Source organism: Streptomyces sp. NPDC097640, from assembly GCF_040302705.1.
In the GTDB taxonomy this organism is placed as follows: Bacteria; Actinomycetota; Actinomycetes; order Streptomycetales; family Streptomycetaceae; genus Streptomyces.
Genome location: NZ_JBEOSB010000007.1, coordinates 347,779 through 366,659, shown reverse-complemented (window position 1 = coordinate 366,659; position 18,881 = coordinate 347,779). Strand labels below are relative to the sequence as shown.

The following is an 18,881-nucleotide window of genomic DNA, read 5'->3' as shown; positions in this document are numbered from 1 at the left end:
CGACACAGCCGAGTCGGAGCGTCCATGGACGACGATCGTTCGCGACAACGTTGAAACGCGCAGTTCAGAGGGGTTGCGAGTGGTCGTGGAGTACGTCGTCGTCGATGGTGAGGAGGCTCAGGCGCTGGCCCAGCGCCAAGGGGCCGCGATTCGTGAGGTGCTGGAGTGGCTGTACGCCGGTCACAGCGCCCCGGAGACCGGCCACGCCTGAGCCTCCCCACCCGGACCCTTGGGAGAGGGACAATATATGTCAGGCACCCCGCCCAGCACTCGGCCATGGGCGCAGCCCGTACCCGGCCGCCCCTGGTCCACAGGCGGTATTCCGGAGGCCGCGGCGCTTCCGGTGACCGTCCCGGTGGCATGGCTCGGCCGGACCTCTACGGAAGACGCCCAGGACCCCACCCTGTCGCTGCCCCGGCAGTTGCGTAACGCGAGAGCCGCGCTCCCGCCCGGCTGGGTGATCGTCGCCCATTTCTACGATGTGGAGTCCGGACGCAAGGAGTTGCGCGAGCGGGGTAACTCCCTCGCGCATCAGCAATTCCAGATCCCCATTCCCCGTGACGGCAGTGTCGCCGATCTCCTTGACGAGGCCCAGCAGCCCGACCGCCGCTTTGCCGCGGTCATCTGCGAGTCCATTGAACGTGTCGCGCGCCGGACCTACTTCGGGACCAAGATCGAGTATGAGCTGGAGCAGGCTGGCGTGGCTCTGTGTGCCGCCGACGAGCCGATCGTCACCGGCCCGCGAGCCAAACGCGCCACGCCCACGCTCACGCGGCGCGTCAAGCAGGCCGTCTCCGAGTGGTACGTGTTGCAGATGCTGGAGCTGTCGTGGGACGGCTTCATCGAGCATGTCTCCCAGGGCTGGAATGTGGGCAAGCCGCCCTACGGTTACCTCGCGGAGAAGGTCCCGCATCCCGTGCCGGCCCGCCGGGCCGAAGGCCGCACCAAGCACCGGCTCGTCCCGGACGCGTCCCGGGCCCCGGCCGTCACCTACATCTTCCAGCTCCGCGGACTGGACAAGCTCGGATACGACGCCATCGCCGACTGCTTGAACCTGGATCCCGTCGCGTACCCGCCCCCGGAACCCACCCGCCCCGACATGGCCCTCCACCGCTGGAGCGGATCGGCCGTGCGAGAGATCCTGCGCAACCCCAAGTACACGGGCTACCAGGTCTGGAACCGCCGCTCGACGTCGAAAGGCGGTTGCTACAACGACCCCAAGGACTGGGTGTGGTCCCCGCAGCCCACTCACGAGCCGCTCGTCTCGAAAGAGCTGTTCGACGTGGCCTCTACCGTGGCGCGCAAGCGCCAGGGATCACGGACGGCCCATGGGCCCAACTCCCACCCGGCCACCCGGCGTTCCTACGTCCTGCGGTCGTACGTCATCTGCGAGATCTGCGGCCGCCGCATGTTCGGCAAGAACCGCCACCGGATCTCGTACTACGCCTGCCAGGTCGACCCGAACGAGCATCGGGACAGGCCCTGGTTCCGTGACCATCCCAAGAGCCTGTGGGTTCGGGAAGAGTTCTTGATCACACCCGTCTCCCGCTTCTTCGCCACACACGTCTTCGGCCCCGACCGGCGCACCCACCTCAAAGCCGCACTTGAAGCCGCTCGGGTCGCGGACGGGCCCGGCGACCGCACCGTGAAGGAGCGCGCCGCGCTGGAGCAGGCCATAAAGGCCATCGGCGAGCGCCAGGCCCGGCTCATCCGCACGCTCGCCGACGGCGGGCCCGACCCCGATCAGGAGAAGGAATTCCGCGACGCGATCCGACAGGAGCACGCCACCCTGGGCAGGCAGCGCACCGAGCTCGCCGAGCAGCTGGCCCGTCTGGAAGCCCCGAAACAGGCGGCACGCCCCGCCGACAGCGCGGCCCTGCTGGATGCGATTCCGCTCCTCAACATCGACCTTGCCCTGGTCCCGGAGGAGATCCAGCGGCGGCTCTACAACGCCTTCGGGCTGGAAGTCCGCTACAGCCGGCCCCGGGAAGAAGTGACCCTACGGGTGACGATCCCGGGGCATCTGCTTGACGGACTGGTGGCCGTCACCCGTGAGCTGGACCCATGGAACAAAAAATCGGGCGCCCGCATCGAAGTGCTTGCACCCGATCATGGCACCCAGGACGGACAGTCGCGACAAAACCGTCGCATCCATTCCCAATCTCTGGGTGCCCCCGGCAGGATTCGAACCTGCGCACACGGCTCCGGAGGCCGTTGCTCTATCCCCTGAGCTACGGGGGCGGCGTCGCTGTTGTTTGCGGCGACGGGTAGAACCCTACCAGCTTGCTCGGGGTGGTCATGAACGCTTTTCGGGGGTGGCCGGCGGGTGGCCGATCGGGGTGGGCGGAGGGGGGTATACCGCATTCGGGAGCGTGGTGGTGGCGTCTTGAGGAAAGGTCCCCCGCGCGTGGCGGAAGTGGGCAAAACCCGGACGCAGCGCTGGGTGCGCGCCTACCCTTCGAGATGTGCCTGGCTTGTCCGGCCGGGTCCTTGTCGTCGACGACAACAAGGTCATCCGGCAGCTGATCAGGGTCAACCTCGAGCTTGAGGGCTTCGAGGTCGTGACCGCGGCCGATGGTGCCGAGTGCCTGGAGATCGTTCACCAGGTGCGGCCCGATGTGATCACTCTCGATGTCGTGATGCCCAGACTGGATGGGCTTCATACGGCATCCCGGTTACGTGCCGATGCGCGTACGTGTCATGTGCCCGTCGCGATCATCAGCGCGTGTACGCAGCACGAAGTGGATAGCGGGAAGGCCGCTGGGGTGGATGCGTTCCTCGCGAAGCCCTTTGACCCCGCCGCGCTGGTGAAGCTGGTGCGGCGGCTGATGGCCCGGGGGGCCGCTGCGGCGGCGCCTGGGGATGCGGAGCCCGTTGTGGGGCCCACGGGCTGAGTCCGTGGGTCTGGGGGGCGGGGCCGGGGCGGGCTGTCCCCTGTCCTGGTGCCCGCTGTCCCAGTCCCCGCGCCCGCCCCCCCCGCCTGGCCCCCGCGCCCGGCCCCCGGCGCCCGGGCGCCGCGTCCGGTTGTCGGGCTGGGCTGGGTGTTCGCCGTCCGAGGGGCGAAACCCATTCGCGGGGTCGCCCCCCTCCTCCCATACGCTTGTGCCGTGACACCCGCCCAGCTCTCCCGCACCGTGCTACAGACCGTGCGTCGTGCCGTCGAGGCCGACGAGCTGCGGGTGGCTGTGCTGCCGGAGCGGGTGAAGGTGCAGACTCCGCCGCGGCCGGGGTGTGGGGATTACGCGACTAATGTGGCGCTCCAGCTTGCCAAGCTCGTCAAGGGGGATGGCGGGCCCTCGGCCGCCCTGCGGGTGGCCGAGGTGTTGCGGCGGCGGCTGGTGCGTACGCCTGGGATCGCTCGGGTGGAGATCGCCGGGCCCGGGTTTTTGAACATCACCGTCGATCCCGGCGGGCATGCCGCGCTCGTACGCGGCGTGCTGGAGCGTGGCGAGGACTACGGGCGCTCGGATGCTCTGGTCGGGACCTCGGTGCGGCTCGCGCCTGCGCGGGAGGTGCGTGGGGCGCTGGTCGGGGTCGTCGTGGGGCGGCTCGTGGACGTTTGTGGGGGAGAGGGCGAGGTCGCTGACGGGGGTGAGGTGCTCGGCGTGCGGCCGGTCGAGGCCGACGCTGAGGAACTGCTCGGGCGGCTTGGGAGCGACGCTGCCCGCTGGGCGCTGCTACGGCCCGCGGCGCACGATCTGCCCGACCTCGATCCCGGTCGGCTCCTCGCCCAGCGCGAGAGCAATCCGTTGTTCCGGGTGCGGTACGCCCACTCCCGGGTTCGGGCGCTGATCAGGAATGGGCATCAGCTTGGGGTCCGCCCCGACAGCAGCCCCGACGCTGCCTACGGCCATCCCGCCGAGGTCGCGTTGATCTCCCTCCTCGGCGACTACCCCCGCCTCCTCGAATCCGCCGCCCGCCACCGCGCTCCCGACCGCCTCGCCCGGCACCTGGAAGCCACCGCCGACGCGTTCTTCCGCTTCCACGACGCGTGCCCGCCCCTCCCGCGCGGCGAGCAGAAACCCTCGGCCGCCCACCGTTCCCGGCTGGCCCTTGCCGAGGCCGCCGGGGCGGTGCTGGCCGGCGGCCTGCATCTGCTCGGCATCAGCGCACCGGAACATCTGTGAGACACCTGAGAGAGACGCCATGAGCCGTTCCGCACACCCCGCCGGGCCCCGCTACGCCGATGTGCTGCCCGAGGGGCACTACGCCGCACCGCCCACCGATCTCAACGCCCTGGACCCGCGCGTATGGGCCCGTACGGTCGACCGTGACGCCGACGGGGTGGTCACCGTCGGCGGGGTGGATGTGAAGACGCTGGCCGAGGAGTTCGGGACGCCCGGGTACTTCCTCGACGAGACCGACTTCCGGGCCCGCTGCCGGGCCTGGCGGGAGGCGTTCGGGGAGGACGCCGATGTGTTCTACGCCGGGAAGGCCTTCCTGTGCCGCGCCGTGGTGCGCTGGCTCAACGAGGAGGGGCTGAACCTCGACGTGTGCTCCGCCGGGGAGCTGGCCACCGCGCTGGGCGCCGGGATGCCGGCCGAGCGGATCGCCCTGCACGGGAACAACAAGAGCGAGGCGGAGATCCGCCGGGCCGTCGAGGCCGGGGTGGGGCGGATCGTGCTCGACTCGTTCCAGGAGATCGTGCGCGTCGCGCACATCGCGGAGCGGCTCGGCAAGCGGCAGCGCGTCCAGATCCGGGTCACGGTCGGCGTCGAGGCGCACACGCACGAGTTCATCGCGACCGCCCACGAGGACCAGAAGTTCGGCATTCCGCTGGCCGGCGGGCTGGCTGCGGAGGCCGTGCGGCGGGCGCTGAAGCTCGACGGGCTCGAGCTCATCGGCGTCCACTCGCACATCGGGTCGCAGATCTTCGACACCTCGGGCTTCGAGGTGGCCGCCCACCGGGTGGTGGGGCTGCTCAAGGAGGTCCGTGACGAGCACGGCGTCGAGCTGCCCGAGATCGACCTCGGTGGCGGCCTCGGCATCGCGTACACCTCCGAGGACGACCCCCGCGAGCCGTACGAGATCGCCAAGGCGCTCCGCGACATCGTCCACCGCGAGTGCGAGTCCGCCGGTCTCGCGGTGCCGCGGCTGTCGGTGGAGCCAGGGCGGGCCATCGCCGGGCCGACCGCGTTCACGCTGTACGAGGTGGGGACGGTCAAGGAGCTGCCGGCGCTGCGGACCTACGTCAGCGTCGACGGCGGGATGTCCGACAACATCCGTACCGCGCTGTACGACGCCGAGTACTCGGTCGCGCTGGTCTCCCGTACGTCCACCGCCGAGCCGATGCTCTCCCGCGTGGTCGGCAAGCACTGCGAGTCCGGCGACATCGTCGTACGGGACGCCTTCCTGCCCGCCGACCTGGCGCCCGGGGACCTGATCGCCGTCCCCGCCACCGGCGCGTACTGCCGCTCCATGGCGAGCAACTACAACCACGCGCTCCGCCCGCCCGTCGTCGCCGTGAAGGACGGGCAGGCGCGTGAGATCGTCCGGCGCGAGACGGAGGAAGACCTCCTGCGGCTCGATGTCGGTTAGCCGAGCAAGCCGAGTAGTAGCTGGCTCGGCTGGCGAGAAACGAATCTCGGATACTGGACCAGGGGTAGAAAGTCCCGTCCAGTGAGTGAGACTGGTGCACCACCTAGATGGATGAGAAGCGAGGTCGGATGATGCGTACGCGTCCGCTGAAAGTGGCGCTGCTGGGCTGTGGAGTGGTCGGCTCAGAGGTGGCGCGCATCATGACGACGCACGCGGCGGACCTCACGGCGCGCATCGGCGCCCCGGTCGAACTGGCCGGGATCGCCGTGCGCCGCCCCAACCGGGTGCGGGACGGGGTGCCGGCCGAGCTGGTCACCACCGACGCCACCGCCCTGGTCAAACGCGGGGACATCGACGTCGTCGTCGAGGTCATCGGCGGCATCGAGCCCGCCCGCACCCTCATCACCACCGCCTTCGAGCACGGCGCCAGCGTGGTGTCCGCGAACAAGGCGCTGGTCGCCCAGGACGGCGCGGCACTGCACGCGGCCGCGCAGGAGCGCGGCGCCGACCTGTACTACGAGGCCGCCGTCGCGGGTGCGATCCCGCTGGTGCGGCCGCTGCGCGAGTCCCTGGCCGGGGACAAGGTCAACCGGGTCCTCGGCATCGTCAACGGCACCACCAACTTCATCCTGGACCGGATGGATACCAGCGGCGCCGGATACAGCGAGGCGCTGGACGAGGCCACCGCGCTCGGGTACGCCGAGGCCGACCCGACCGCCGATGTGGAGGGCTTCGACGCCGCCGCGAAGGCCGCGATCCTGGCCGGGATCGCCTTCCACACCCGGGTCACCCTCGACGATGTGCACCGCGAGGGCATCACCGAGGTGACCGCCTCCGACATCGCCTCCGCCAAGCGCATGGGCTGCACGGTCAAGCTGCTGGCCATCTGCGAGCGCGCCGAGGACGGCCAGTCGGTCACCGCGCGGGTGCACCCGGCCATGATCCCGCTGAGCCACCCCCTCGCCTCCGTCCGCGAGGCGTACAACGCGGTGTTCGTCGAGGCCGAGGCCGCCGGCCGACTGATGTTCTACGGGCCCGGGGCCGGCGGCTCGCCGACCGCCTCGGCCGTCCTCGGCGACCTGGTCGCCGCCTGCCGGAACAAGCTGGCCCAGTCCACCGGACCCGGTGAGTCCGCATACACCCGGCTCCCCGTCAGCCCCATGGGCGACGTGATCACGCGCTACCACATCAGCCTGGACGTCGCCGATAAACCAGGAGTTCTCGCATCGGTCGCCACGGTTTTCGCCGAGCACGGCGTATCCATCGATACCGTCCGCCAGCAGGGCAAGGACGGCGAGGCGTCCCTCGTCGTCGTCACCCATCAGGCGACCGACGCCGCCCTGACAGCGACCGTGGAGGCGCTGCGCCGGCTGGACACGGTCCGCGATGTCGCGAGCATCATGCGGGTCGAGGGTGAATGAGGGCGAGCAGGGGAGCAAGGGGAGTAAAGGAAGATCATGAACACAATCGCTGACGCCGGGCCCGCGATGTCCGGCACCCGCCGCTGGCACGGCTGGCGGGGCATCATCGAGGAGTACCGCGACCGGCTGCCGGTCAGCGAGACGACCCCCGTCGTCACCCTGCGCGAGGGCGGCACCCCGCTCGTCCCCGCCCAGGTGCTCTCCGAGCGCACCGGCTGCGAGGTGCACCTCAAGGTCGAGGGAGCGAACCCCACCGGGTCCTTCAAGGACCGCGGCATGACCATGGCCATCAGCATGGCCAAGGAGGCGGGCGCCCAGGCTGTTATTTGTGCCTCCACCGGCAACACCTCGGCCTCCGCGGCCGCCTACGCGGTGCGCGCCGGGATGGTCTGCGCCGTCCTCGTCCCGCAGGGCAAGATCGCGCTGGGCAAGATGGGCCAGGCCCTGGTCCACGGCTCCAAGATCCTCCAGGTCGACGGCAACTTCGACGACTGCCTGGAGCTGGCCCGCTCGCTGTCCGAGAAGTACCCGGTGGCGCTGGTCAATTCGGTCAACCCGGCCCGTATCGAAGGGCAGAAGACCGCGTCCTTCGAGATCGTCGACATGCTCGGCGACGCGCCCGACATCCATGTGCTGCCGGTCGGCAACGCGGGCAACATCACGGCCTACTGGAAGGGCTACAAGGAGTACGCGACGGACGGCCCGTTCGGCGCGGTCGCCTCCCGTACGCCCCGGATGTGGGGGTTCCAGGCCTCCGGCTCGGCGCCCATCGTGCGCGGTGAGCCGGTCAGGAACCCGAGCACCATCGCCACCGCGATCCGCATCGGCAACCCCGCCTCGTGGGCCTTCGCCGAGCAGGCGCGCGACGAGTCCGGCGGCCTCATCGACGAGGTGACCGACCGTCAAATCCTCGCCGCCTACCGGCTGCTCGCCGCCCAGGAGGGCGTTTTCGTGGAGCCGGCCTCCGCCGCGAGCGTCGCGGGTCTGCTCAAGGCCGCCGAGGCGGGTCTGGTCGACCCCGGCCAGCGCATCGTGTGCACGGTGACCGGCAACGGCCTCAAGGACCCGGACTGGGCGGTGGCGGGTGCCCCGCAGCCGGTCACGGTGCCGGTGGACGCGGACGCGGCGGCCGAGCGGCTCGGGCTGGCCTGATCCGGCCGTTACGCGGTCGCGGGTCGCGGGTCGCAGGTCGCAGGTCACGGGTCGCCAGGGGCCGGTCGGCTCGATCTCCGGTCCCAGCAGCCCTGGTTCACACGGCGCCGGTGCGCCGGGCGGAGCTGTCCGCCCGGCCCACCGGCGCCGAGCCTCAAGATCCACTAGAGTGCGGGCGGAGAAGCGCGGGAGCGAGGAGGGCGCGCGGAGCGCTCCAGTACAGTGGTCGCGGACGACGAGAGGGAGCGCGACACGCACCGTGCGCCTCCCGTGCGCCCTATGTCGCCACAGAACCTTCCTTCGATAGGCTGTACTGAATCCGCCCCGACGCAGAGCAGCCGCCTCTGCACGGCGTTGCCGTACTTCCCGTCACGGCCCTCGCGGTGTTCCGTACCTCTTCGAGCAATCCCAGTCACACAAGGAGAGTCATCGAGCGATGGCCGGTCCAGCGTTCCGCGCCGCCGCCGTCCGAGTGCGCGTGCCCGCCACGAGCGCCAACCTCGGTCCCGGTTTCGACGCCCTCGGCCTGGCCCTGGGGCTCTACGACGACGTGGTGGTCCGGGTAGCCGACTCCGGCCTGCACATCGACATCGCCGGCGAGGGCGCCGAGACGCTGCCGCGCGACGAGGGCCATCTGCTCGTACGCTCCCTGCGCACCGCCTTCGACCTGCTGGGCGGTCAGCCGCGCGGCCTCGAGGTCGTGTGCGCCAACCGGATCCCGCACGGGCGGGGCCTGGGCTCCTCCTCGGCCGCCATCTGCGCCGGGATAGTCGCGGCCCGCGCGGTGACCATAGGCGGCGCCGAGAGGCTCGACGACGCGGCGCTGCTGGAGCTGGCCACCGAGATCGAGGGCCACCCCGACAATGTCGCCGCCTGTCTGCTCGGCGGCTTCACCCTGGCCTGGACGGACGCGGGGGCCGCCCGGGCGATCAGAATGGACCCTGCGGATTCCATCGTTCCGGTGGTCTTCGTGCCGGGCCGGCCGGTGCTCACGGAGACGGCCCGGGGGCTGCTGCCGCGCTCCGTTCCGCATGTGGACGCCGCGGCGAACGCGGGGCGCGCCGCGCTGCTGGTGGAGGCGCTGACCAGGCGCCCCGAGCTGCTGCTCGCGGCGACGGAGGACCGGCTGCACCAGGAGTACCGCGCGCCGGCGATGCCCGAGAGCGTGACCCTGGTGAACCGGCTGCGGGCGGACGGCGTCCCCGCGGTCATCTCGGGCGCGGGCCCCACGGTGCTCGCGCTGGTCGAAGACGGTGCGGCCGACAAGGTCGCACGGCTGGCGGGCGAGGGGTGGGCGGCCAATCGGCTGGCTCTCGACGCCGGGGGGGCGAGCGTCCTGCCGCTCACCTGACACCGCGGACGCCCGATGCGGCCCAGGGGGGCCTTGGGAGTCCCGAAAAACTCGATAGCCGGTCTTGGAGAGGGGGAATGTTTGTTGGATCCGGTAGTGTTAACCTCAAGTCTGCACTTGATGCCTCATGCTCGGAGTGATCGCCGGGCGGGGAGGCGCAGTGCTCAGTGTCCCCCTCCGGGACCACCTTTCTTCCGGGAGCCTCCCAAACTGCCTGAGCAGCCTGCCTGAGCAGTATCGAGCACGCTCCGGAATCGGCGCGGCGGATCCAGGCGCAGCCTCCGTCTCGTCGGGAACCAATGAATTGATCTCTCCGCCGCACCTGGCGGACCTCCGCCCCGGCCGGTCCGCACGAGAAGGACCACAGCCGGACAGCACAACCGGTCGCCGAGCCAGACAGGCCGACGCCCGCTCCAGGGAAGGACCCTTCGTGAGCGACACCACCGATCTGATGGGCGTGAACGCCTCCGGCACCTCCGACAGCGGTGTCGGCAATGCCGCGCCCGCCACGGACGCTTCCGCGCCTGCCACCGGTGCTGCCACTGGCGCTGCCCCGCGGCGACGCCGCTCGGGCACCGGCCTCGACGCCATGGTCCTGGCCGAGCTCCAGCAGCTCGCCTCGAGCCTCGGCATCAGGGGCACCGCGCGGATGCGCAAGAGCCAGCTGATCGAGGTCATCAAGGAGAAGCAGGCCTCCGGCTCCGGCGCCTCCGCCAAGTCCGCCGAGGCCGCCCCCGCCGCCGCTGAGGGGGTGACAAAGCCCAAGCGCCGTACGACGTCCAAGGCCCGTACGGGCGAGGACGCCGAGCCGGCCGCGGCCAAGGCCGCCACCAAGGCCGAGCCCGCCGCCAAGGACGAGCAGTCCGCGAAGGCGGAGAAGGCCACCGCCCAGCAGCAGATCGAGATTCCCGGTCAGCCGGGCGAGCCCGCCGCCGACGAGCAGCCGGCCGAGGGACGCCGCCGCCGGCGGGCCACCGCGCCCGTCACCGCCACGACCGACAGCGCTTCCACCGCCACCGCCGTCGAGACCAAGACGGAGGCCAAGGCCGAGGCCGCGGTCAAGACCGAGCCCGCCGCCAAGGCCGAAGCCGCGGTGGACACGGCCGAGGGCAAGGGCGCCAAGGGCCAGGACCGGTCCGAGCGCGGCGAGCGCGGCCAGAAGAGCGACCGCCGGGAGCGCGGCGGCCAGCGCGAGCGCGATGGCCGTGACGGCCGTGACGGCCGTGACGGCCGTGACCGCCGCGGCGGCAAGGGCGAGGACGGCGCCGCGCAGGGCGGCGGCCGCCAGCAGCGCGACGGACGTGGCCAGGGCCAGCAGCGCCCCGGCGCCGACGAGATGGACGACGACTTCGACGGCGGGCGCCGCGGGCGCCGCGGCCGTTACCGGGACCGCCGTGGCCGCCGTGGCCGCGACGACTTCGGCAACGAGCCGCAGGTGTCCGACGACGACGTCCTGATCCCGGTCGCGGGCATCCTCGACATCCTCGACAACTACGCCTTCATCCGGACCTCCGGCTATCTGCCGGGCCCCAACGACGTGTACGTCTCGCTGGCTCAGGTCCGCAAGAACGGCCTGCGCAAGGGCGACCACGTCACCGGCGCGGTCCGTCAGCCGCGCGAGGGCGAGCGCCGCGAGAAGTTCAACGCCCTCGTCCGCCTCGACTCGGTCAACGGCATGGCGCCCGAAACCGGCCGCGGGCGGCCGGAGTTCGGCAAGCTGACCCCGCTGTACCCGCAGGACCGACTGCGTCTGGAGACCGAGGCCGGCGGGCTGACGACCCGCATCATCGATCTGGTCGCGCCGATCGGCAAGGGCCAGCGTGGTCTGATCGTGGCCCCGCCGAAGACCGGTAAGACCATGATCATGCAGGCGATCGCCAACGCGATCACCCGCAACAGCCCCGAGTGCCATCTGATGGTCGTCCTCGTCGACGAGCGGCCGGAAGAGGTCACCGACATGCAGCGGTCGGTCAAGGGCGAGGTCATCTCCTCGACCTTCGACCGCCCGGCCGAGGACCACACCACCGTCGCCGAGCTGGCCATCGAGCGGGCCAAGCGCCTGGTCGAGCTGGGTCATGACGTGGTCGTCCTGCTGGACTCCATCACCCGCCTGGGCCGCGCGTACAACCTCGCGGCCCCCGCCTCCGGCCGCATCCTGTCCGGTGGTGTCGACTCGACCGCGCTCTACCCGCCGAAGAAGTTCTTCGGCGCCGCGCGCAACATCGAGGACGGCGGCTCGCTGACCATCCTGGCCACCGCGCTGGTCGAGACCGGCTCGCGGATGGACGAGGTGATCTTCGAGGAGTTCAAGGGCACCGGCAACATGGAGCTCAGGCTCGACCGGAAGCTCGCCGACAAGCGCATCTTCCCGGCGGTCGACGTCGACGCGTCCAGCACCCGCAAGGAGGAGATCCTCCTCGCGCCCGAGGAGCTGAACATCGTCTGGAAGCTGCGCCGGGTGCTGCACGCGCTCGACTCGCAGCAGGCGATCGAGCTGCTCCTGGACAAGATGAAGCAGACGAAGTCGAACGCCGAGTTCCTGATGCAGATCGCCAAGACCACGCCCACTCCGGGCAACGGCGACTGACCAGCAGCGCTCAACAAATGACGAGGGCCTTCCCGCACACGCGGGGAGGCCCTCGTCACGTCGGTGTGAGATCTGGGCCACATCCCTCCTCATCCCCGCCAACCCGCGCGATCTCCGTCGTACGCGACGAAGGCGCAGGTCAGCCGGGTGGCCCTGGAAGATCGGCCGGTCGGGGGGTCGATCGGCTCGCCGCCGGAACCCGAGAGGTCCGTATGCAACCCTGACCCTCGACCTGTCGTCTGTCAGGTCGAATCACGGCGAGACCAGGCCTGACCGTGGTGGGGGGTAACCGGACATCGAGGACTGAGGAGCGCATGGCTGACGACGGCAACAGCACACCGGAGTATTCGCGCCCGGGCCGGGGCGGGGGCAGCGGCCGCCGCCGCAAGGCGCCGGCACCCCGCAGTACGGGCCGCAGGGTGCTGCGCGGCACGGTGTGGACGCTGGGGACCGCGCTGGTCCTCGGCGGCGCGGGGATCGGCTATCTCTACTACAAGCTGGACGGCAACCTCACCGGGGTCAACATCAACGCCGCCCTCGGCTCCGACCGTCCCAAGAACATCGACAACGGCTCCATGGACATCCTGGTCCTCGGCTCCGACTCACGGGCCGGCAAGAACGCCCAGTACGGCAAGGACGAGGGCACCTCGCGCTCCGACACCGCGATGATCGTGCACGTCTACAAGGGCCGGCAGAAGGCCAGCGTCGTCAGCATCCCGCGCGACACCCTGGTCCGGCGCCCCGCCTGTGAGAAGGACGGCCGGACGGCCCCCGCCGAGCGCCTGGCGATGTTCAACTCCGCGTACGAGGTCGGCGGCCCGGCCTGCGCCGTCAAGACCGTCGAGTCGCTGACCGGCATCCGCATGGACCACTACCTCGAGGTCGACTTCTCCGGCTTCAAGCACCTCATAGACCAGCTCGGCGGCGTGGACATCACCACCACCCAGCCGATCCACGACGCCAAGAGCCACCTCGACCTGGCGCCCGGCGCGCACAAGCTCAACGGGGAGCAGTCCCTGGGCCTGGTGCGCACCCGGCACGGCGTCGGCGACGGCAGCGACCTCGGCCGGATCAAGCTCCAGCAGGCGTTCATCAAGGCGCTGATGGACCAGATCAAGTCCGTCGACCTGTTCAGCAGCCCCAAGAAGCTCTACGGGCTCGCCGACACCTCCACCAAGGCGCTGACCACCGACTCCGAGCTGGCCTCGGTCAACAAGCTGTACGGCTTCTCCAAGAGCCTGAAGAACATCGGCTCGGGGGACATGCGGATGGTGACGCTGCCCGTGCGGTACGACCCGAACAACCCGAACCGCGTGGTGCCGATCGAATCCAAGGCCCGGCAGGTCTGGCGGGCGCTGCGCTGGGACAAGCCGATCCCCGCCTCCGCGACCAAGGGCTCGGCGGCCGAGGCGACCAGCGCCGGCAAGGTCGTCCAGAAGTCCTGAGCCCGGTTCTTCCGGCGCCGGTCCCCGGCCTCCGGACCCCCGGCCCCGGAGGTCGGGGCGCCCGGGAATACCTGGGCCCCACCCCCGGTTTTGGGGGATGCGGCCAGTCCTGGCAGACTGGACCGTCGGCCCCGGTTCACGTCAGGCAACCAGCCTGTCGACCCGGAGCCCTCCCGAACCTAGGAGAATCCCTTGAAGCGCGACATCCACCCGGAGTACGTCGAGACGCAGGTCAGCTGCACCTGTGGCGCCTCGTTCACGACCCGTAGCACCGTGGCGGACGGCACCATCCGTGCCGACATCTGCTCCGAGTGCCACCCCTTCTACACGGGCAAGCAGAAGATCCTCGACACCGGTGGCCGTGTGGCGCGGTTCGAGGCCCGCTTCGGCAAGAACGCCGGGTCCGCGAAGAAGTAGCGACCCGCACGGCGCCGGTCTTCGGTCGCCCCTTCCCTGGGGCGGCCGGACCGGCGTTTTGTCGTCACGGCTTGTCGTCGTCGCCGTTACGGTCCTTCACTCTCTGCACACAGCCCCCCCACGCAGCCCATTCCACGCACCCAGGAGCCCTTGATGTTCGAGGCGGTCGAGGAACTGATCGGCGAACACGCCGACCTCGAGAAGCGGCTCGCCGACCCCGCGGTCCACGCCGACCAGCGCGAGGCGATGCGGCTCAACAAGCGCTATGCCGAGCTGACCCCCATCGTCGGCACGTACCGCTCCTGGAAGCAGACCGGCGAGGACATCGAGACGGCGCGGGAGCTGGCCCACGACGACCCCGACTTCGCCGACGAGGTCAAGGAGCTGGAGGGGCAGCGCGAGGAGCTGACCGAGCGGCTGCGGCTGCTGCTGGTCCCGCGCGACCCCAGCGACGACAAGGACGTGATCCTCGAGGTCAAGGCCGGCGAGGGCGGCGAGGAGTCGGCGCTGTTCGCGGGCGACCTGCTGCGGATGTATCTGCGCTACGCCGAGCGCGTCGGCTGGAAGACCGAGATCCTCGACGCCAACGAGTCCGACCTCGGCGGCTACAAGGACGTCCAGGTCGCGGTGAAGGCCAAGGGCAACCCGGAGCCCGGCCAGGGTGTGTGGGCCCGGCTGAAGTACGAGGGCGGCGTGCACCGCGTGCAGCGGGTGCCGGCCACCGAGTCGCAGGGCCGTATCCACACCTCCGCCGCCGGAGTGCTGGTCACCCCGGAGGCCGAGGAGGTCGAGGTCGAGATCGTCCAGAACGACCTGCGGATCGACGTCTACCGGTCCTCGGGCCCCGGCGGCCAGTCGGTCAACACCACCGACTCCGCGGTGCGCATCACCCACCTGCCCACCGGCATCGTGGTCTCCTGCCAGAACGAGAAGAGCCAGCTCCAGAACAAGGAGCAGGCGCTGCGCATCCTGCGCTCGCGGTTGCTGGCCGCGGCCCAGGAGGAGGCCGAGCGGGAGGCGTCGGACGCGCGGCGCAGCCAGGTCCGCACGGTGGACCGGTCCGAGCGCATCCGCACCTACAACTTTCCGGAAAACCGGATCTCGGACCACCGGGTCGGCTTCAAGGCGTACAACTTGGACCAGGTGCTCGACGGCGAACTCGATCCGGTCATCCAGGCGTGTGTCGACGCCGACGCCGCCGCCAAGCTCGCGGCCGCGCAGTAGGGCCACACCCTTAGCCTTAGCCTTTGTCCGGACCGGCTGGAGGAATTCAGTGAATGTGCTGCTCGCCGAGGTGGCGCAGGCCACTCAGCGGCTGGCCGACGCCGGCGTGCCGTCTCCGCGTTTCGACGCCGAGGAACTGGCCGCCTTTGTGCACGGCGTCAAGCGGGGTGAGCTGCACAGCGTCGCCGACGCCGACTTCGACGCCCGCTACTGGGAGGCCATCGCCCGCCGCGAGGCCCGGGAACCCCTCCAGCACATCACCGGCCGCGCCTTCTTCCGCTATCTGGAGCTCCAGGTGGGCCCCGGCGTCTTCGTGCCCCGCCCCGAGACCGAGTCGGTCGTCGGCTGGGCCATAGACGCGGTACGGGCCATGGACGTCGTCGAGCCGCTGATCGTGGACCTGTGCACGGGCTCCGGCGCCATCGCCCTGGCGCTGGCCCAGGAGGTGCCGCGGTCGCGGGTGCACGCCGTGGAGCTGGACGAGTCCGCCCTGACGTGGGCCCGCAAGAACGTCGAGGGGTCCCGCGTCGTTCTCCACCACGGAGACGCGCTGAGGGCCCTGCCCGAGCTCGACGGACAGGTGGACCTGGTGATCAGCAACCCGCCGTACATCCCGCTGACCGAGTGGGAGTACGTCGCCCCCGAGGCCCGCGACCACGACCCCCAGGTGGCGCTGTTCTCCGGCGAGGACGGCCTCGATGTGATCCGCGGGCTGGAGCGCACCGCCCACCGGCTGCTGCGCCCCGGCGGGGTCGTGGTCATCGAGCACGCCGACACCCAGGGCGGCCAGGTGCCGTGGATCTTCACGGAGGAGCGTGGCTGGGCGGACGCCGCCGACCACCCCGACCTGAACAAGCGGCCCCGCTTCGCCACCGCGCGGAAGGCCATGCCGTGATCCGAGCGGACGGAAAGTAGCGATCCGGTGATGTTCCGCACTGCCGGATACCCAGCGAAGGAGAAATGATGGCACGGCGATACGACTGCGGCGACCCGACCGACCGCAAGACCGGCCTGCGTGAGGCCGCGTCCGCCGTCCGCCGCGGCGAGCTGGTCGTGCTGCCCACCGACACCGTGTACGGGATCGGTGCGGACGCCTTCAACGCCGAGGCCGTCGGCGATCTGCTGGAGGCCAAGGGCCGCGGCCGCAACATGCCCACGCCCGTCCTCGTCGGCTCCCCGAACACCCTGCACGGCCTGGTCACCGACCTGTCCGAGCAGGCGTGGGAGCTCGTGGACGCCTTCTGGCCGGGCGCGCTCACCCTGGTCGCCCGGCACCAGCCGTCGCTCACCTGGGACCTGGGGGAGACCCGCGGCACCGTCGCGGTCCGGATGCCGCTGCACCCGGTCGCGATCGAGCTGCTCAACGACTTCGGCCCGATGGCCGTCTCCAGCGCCAACCTCACCGGCCACCCCTCGCCCCAGGACTGCGACGCGGCCCAGGAGATGCTCGGCGACTCGGTCTCGGTCTATCTCGACGGCGGGCCCACCCCCGCCGCCGTCCCGTCCTCCATCGTCGATGTGACCGGCAAGGTACCGGTGCTGCTGCGGGCGGGCGCCCTCACCGCCGAGCAGCTCCGGGAGGTCGTACCCGACCTCGAGGTGGCCAATTGACAGCCCCTGAGGGGCGTGGCATAGCGGAACACCGTCACCACAGCGCCGACCACACCTTCCGCATCCTCCACGTCAGCACCGGCAACGTCTGCCGCTCGCCGATCACCGAGCGGCTGACCCGGCATGCCCTCGCGGACCGCCTGGGCAGCGAGCGCACCAGCGGGCTGATCGTGGAGAGCGCCGGGACCTGGGGCCACGAGGGCGCGCCCATGGAGGCGCACGCCGCCACCGTCCTGACCGACTTCGGCGCCGACCCGGGCGGTTTCCTCGGCCGCGAGCTGCTCGACGAGCACGTCATCCGCGCCGACCTCGTCCTCACCGCGACCCGTGACCACCGCGCCCAGGTCATCTCCATGGGGCACTCGGCGGGGCTGCGCACCTTCACGCTCAAGGAGTTCACCCGGCTGGTGCGGGCCATAGACCCCGCGACGCTGCCCGATCCGGAGGAGGCGGGCGGTGTGGTGGACCGCGCCCGCGCCCTGGTCCAGGCGGCCGCCGCGCTGCGCGGCTGGCTGCTGGCGCCGACCGAGGAGGCGGACGAGGTGCACGACCCGTACGGGGCGCCGATCACCTTCTTCCGCAGCATCGGCGACGAGATCCACGAGGCCCTGGACCCGGTGGTGACGGCCCTGACGGGGGTGCCCGCTCCCGCGTAGCACCAGGCCGGGCCCGGGCCTACATTGGGAGGACGCACCACTGCGCACCACTGCTCCCACGTGCGCCTGTTCTCCCCGAGGCGGTGAGCCGATGGCCGCTACCCCCGCGCCGCCCCGCGGCACCCCGGGCGGGCCGCCCGGCAGCGATGCCGGGGCGGTCCGTATGACCGGTGCCCCATGGCAGCCCGACTTCGACGCGCTGCGTCGGCAGGACCCCGATATCGCCGGGGTGGTCCTGGGCGAGCTGGACCGTGTCAGCTCCGGGCTCCAGCTGATCGCGGCGGAGAACTTCACCTCCCGGGCCGTGCTGGCCGCCCTGGCCTCGCCGCTGGCCAACAAGTACGCCGAGGGCTACCCGGGCGCCCGCTTCCACGGCGGGTGCGAGCTGGTCGACGTCGCCGAGCGGATCGCCATGGACCGGGCGCGCGCCCTGTTCGGCGCGGAGCACGCCAATGTGCAGCCGCACTCGGGCTCCTCGGCGGTGCTCGCCGCCTACGCCGCGCTGCTGCGGCCCGGCGACACGGTGATGGCCATGGCGCTGGCGCACGGTGGACATCTCACCCATGGCTCCCCGGCCAACTTCTCCGGCCGCTGGTTCGACTTCATCGGCTACGGCGTGGACCCGCACACCGGCCTCATCGACTACGACCAGCTGCGCGACCTGGCGCGGGCCCACCGCCCCAAGGCGATCGTCTGCGGCTCGATCACCTACCCCCGCCATCTGGACTACGCCGCCTTCCGGGAGATCGCCGACGAGGTCGGCGCCTACCTCATCGCGGACGCCGCCCACCCCATCGGCCTGGTGGCCGGGAAGGTGGCGCCCAACCCGGTGCCGTACGCCGACGTGGTGTGCGCCACCACGCACAAGGTGCTGCGCGGGCCCCGCGGCGGGATGGTGCTGTGCGGCGCGGACCTCGCCGAGCGGATCGACCGCGCGGTCTTCCCCTTCACGCAGGGCGGCGCCCAGATGAACAGCGTCGCGGCCAAGGCCGTGGCGTTCGGCGAGGCCGCGCAGCCCGCGTTCACCTCGTACGCGCACCGGGTCGTCGGCAACGCCCACACCCTGGCCGACGCCCTGATCGCCGAGGGGCTCCCGGTGACCACCGGCGGCACCGACACCCATCTGATCACCTTCGACCCCGCCCCGCTGGACCTGGACGGACCCGCCGCCCGGGGCCGCTGCGCCGCGGCGGGCCTCGTGCTGGACAGCTGCGCCCTGGCGTCCGCGACCGAGCCGGGCGGCTGCGTCAAGGGCGTCCGGCTGGGCACCGCCGCGGTGACCACGCAGGGGATGGGGGCGGACGAGATGGTGCTCATCGCCACACTGCTGATGGCGGCGCTGCGGGGCGAGGGGGCGGTGCGGCGCGAGGTGGCCGAGCTGGCCGGGAGGTTTCCGCCGTATCCGGACTGAGCTGCGCGTATAGAGCGCGTGGAGGGCGGGCCGGTCCGGGTTGCTAGCGTGGCCCGATCTCAGATGCC

15 protein-coding genes, 1 tRNA gene and 1 pseudogene are annotated in these 18,881 nt (G+C 71.1%); 16 read left to right on the top strand and 1 reads right to left on the bottom strand.

Translation table 11 applies throughout. The features are described 5' to 3' along the window. Window positions 1-79 precede the first annotated feature (79 nt). Window positions 80-211 carry a hypothetical protein gene (locus ABTY62_RS13800; RefSeq protein ID WP_352129612.1) on the top strand — a complete coding sequence of 44 codons (132 nt, stop codon included), beginning with the start codon at window positions 80-82 and terminating at the stop codon, window positions 209-211. Between the two features lie 36 nt (window positions 212-247). Next, window positions 248-1,294 (top strand): annotated as a pseudogene (locus tag ABTY62_RS13795) (recombinase family protein); the annotation flags it as partial. Window positions 1,295-2,169: 875 nt separating this feature from the next. Here ABTY62_RS13795 and ABTY62_RS13790 read toward each other — a convergent pair. Further along, window positions 2,170-2,241: transfer RNA gene (locus tag ABTY62_RS13790), tRNA-Arg, on the bottom strand. 224 nt (window positions 2,242-2,465) lie between these two features. On the opposite strand from ABTY62_RS13790, the gene ABTY62_RS13785 reads away from it, so the two are divergent. From ABTY62_RS13785 to glyA, 14 genes are all read left to right on the top strand, one after another. Then, entirely contained in the window at window positions 2,466-2,894 is a 429-nt protein-coding gene (locus tag ABTY62_RS13785) for a response regulator (protein ID WP_352129611.1), read from the top strand. A gap of 213 nt (window positions 2,895-3,107) precedes the next feature. Then, window positions 3,108-4,127, top strand: coding sequence for an ArgS-related anticodon-binding protein NrtL (gene nrtL / locus ABTY62_RS13780; RefSeq protein WP_352129610.1), 1,020 nt, complete (start codon window positions 3,108-3,110; stop codon window positions 4,125-4,127). A 19-nt stretch (window positions 4,128-4,146) separates the two neighbouring features. Further along, window positions 4,147-5,538, top strand: a complete 1,392-nt coding sequence (gene lysA / locus ABTY62_RS13775; protein ID WP_311727854.1) for a diaminopimelate decarboxylase — start codon at window positions 4,147-4,149, stop codon at window positions 5,536-5,538. A gap of 128 nt (window positions 5,539-5,666) precedes the next feature. Continuing rightward, window positions 5,667-6,959, top strand: coding sequence for a homoserine dehydrogenase (locus ABTY62_RS13770; protein WP_352129609.1), 1,293 nt, complete (start codon window positions 5,667-5,669; stop codon window positions 6,957-6,959). 36 nt (window positions 6,960-6,995) lie between these two features. Then, a complete protein-coding gene (gene thrC / locus ABTY62_RS13765) occupies window positions 6,996-8,111 on the top strand; it encodes a threonine synthase (protein WP_352129608.1) in 1,116 nt (371 codons plus the stop codon). 436 nt (window positions 8,112-8,547) lie between these two features. After that, window positions 8,548-9,462 (top strand): homoserine kinase, encoded by a 915-nt coding sequence (gene thrB / locus ABTY62_RS13760; RefSeq protein WP_311727857.1) that lies wholly within the window; start codon window positions 8,548-8,550, stop codon window positions 9,460-9,462. Between the two features lie 430 nt (window positions 9,463-9,892). Further along, on the top strand, window positions 9,893-12,049 hold the full coding sequence (gene rho, locus ABTY62_RS13755) for a transcription termination factor Rho (protein WP_352129607.1): 2,157 nt from the start codon (window positions 9,893-9,895) through the stop codon (window positions 12,047-12,049). A 314-nt stretch (window positions 12,050-12,363) separates the two neighbouring features. Next, the gene (locus ABTY62_RS13750; protein WP_352129606.1) at window positions 12,364-13,494 is read left to right on the top strand and encodes an LCP family protein; all 1,131 of its coding nucleotides are present in this window, start codon (window positions 12,364-12,366) and stop codon (window positions 13,492-13,494) included. A 192-nt stretch (window positions 13,495-13,686) separates the two neighbouring features. After that, window positions 13,687-13,911: a 50S ribosomal protein L31 gene (gene rpmE, locus ABTY62_RS13745; RefSeq protein WP_352129605.1), complete on the top strand. Its 225-nt coding sequence runs from the start codon at window positions 13,687-13,689 to the stop codon at window positions 13,909-13,911. 153 nt (window positions 13,912-14,064) lie between these two features. Then, on the top strand, window positions 14,065-15,135 hold the full coding sequence (gene prfA, locus ABTY62_RS13740; protein WP_352129604.1) for a peptide chain release factor 1: 1,071 nt from the start codon (window positions 14,065-14,067) through the stop codon (window positions 15,133-15,135). Between the two features lie 49 nt (window positions 15,136-15,184). Beyond that, entirely contained in the window at window positions 15,185-16,030 is an 846-nt protein-coding gene (prmC, locus tag ABTY62_RS13735; RefSeq protein WP_352129603.1) for a peptide chain release factor N(5)-glutamine methyltransferase, read from the top strand. 68 nt (window positions 16,031-16,098) lie between these two features. Next, the gene (locus ABTY62_RS13730) at window positions 16,099-16,746 is read left to right on the top strand and encodes an L-threonylcarbamoyladenylate synthase (RefSeq protein WP_311727989.1); all 648 of its coding nucleotides are present in this window, start codon (window positions 16,099-16,101) and stop codon (window positions 16,744-16,746) included. Beyond that, complete coding sequence (locus ABTY62_RS13725) at window positions 16,743-17,402, top strand: arsenate reductase/protein-tyrosine-phosphatase family protein (RefSeq protein ID WP_311727863.1); 660 nt, start codon at window positions 16,743-16,745, stop codon at window positions 17,400-17,402. The genes ABTY62_RS13730 and ABTY62_RS13725 overlap by 4 nt, the downstream gene beginning before the upstream one ends. 163 nt (window positions 17,403-17,565) lie before the next feature. Beyond that, window positions 17,566-18,813 (top strand): serine hydroxymethyltransferase, encoded by a 1,248-nt coding sequence (glyA, locus tag ABTY62_RS13720; protein WP_352129636.1) that lies wholly within the window; start codon window positions 17,566-17,568, stop codon window positions 18,811-18,813. Window positions 18,814-18,881 lie beyond the last annotated feature (68 nt).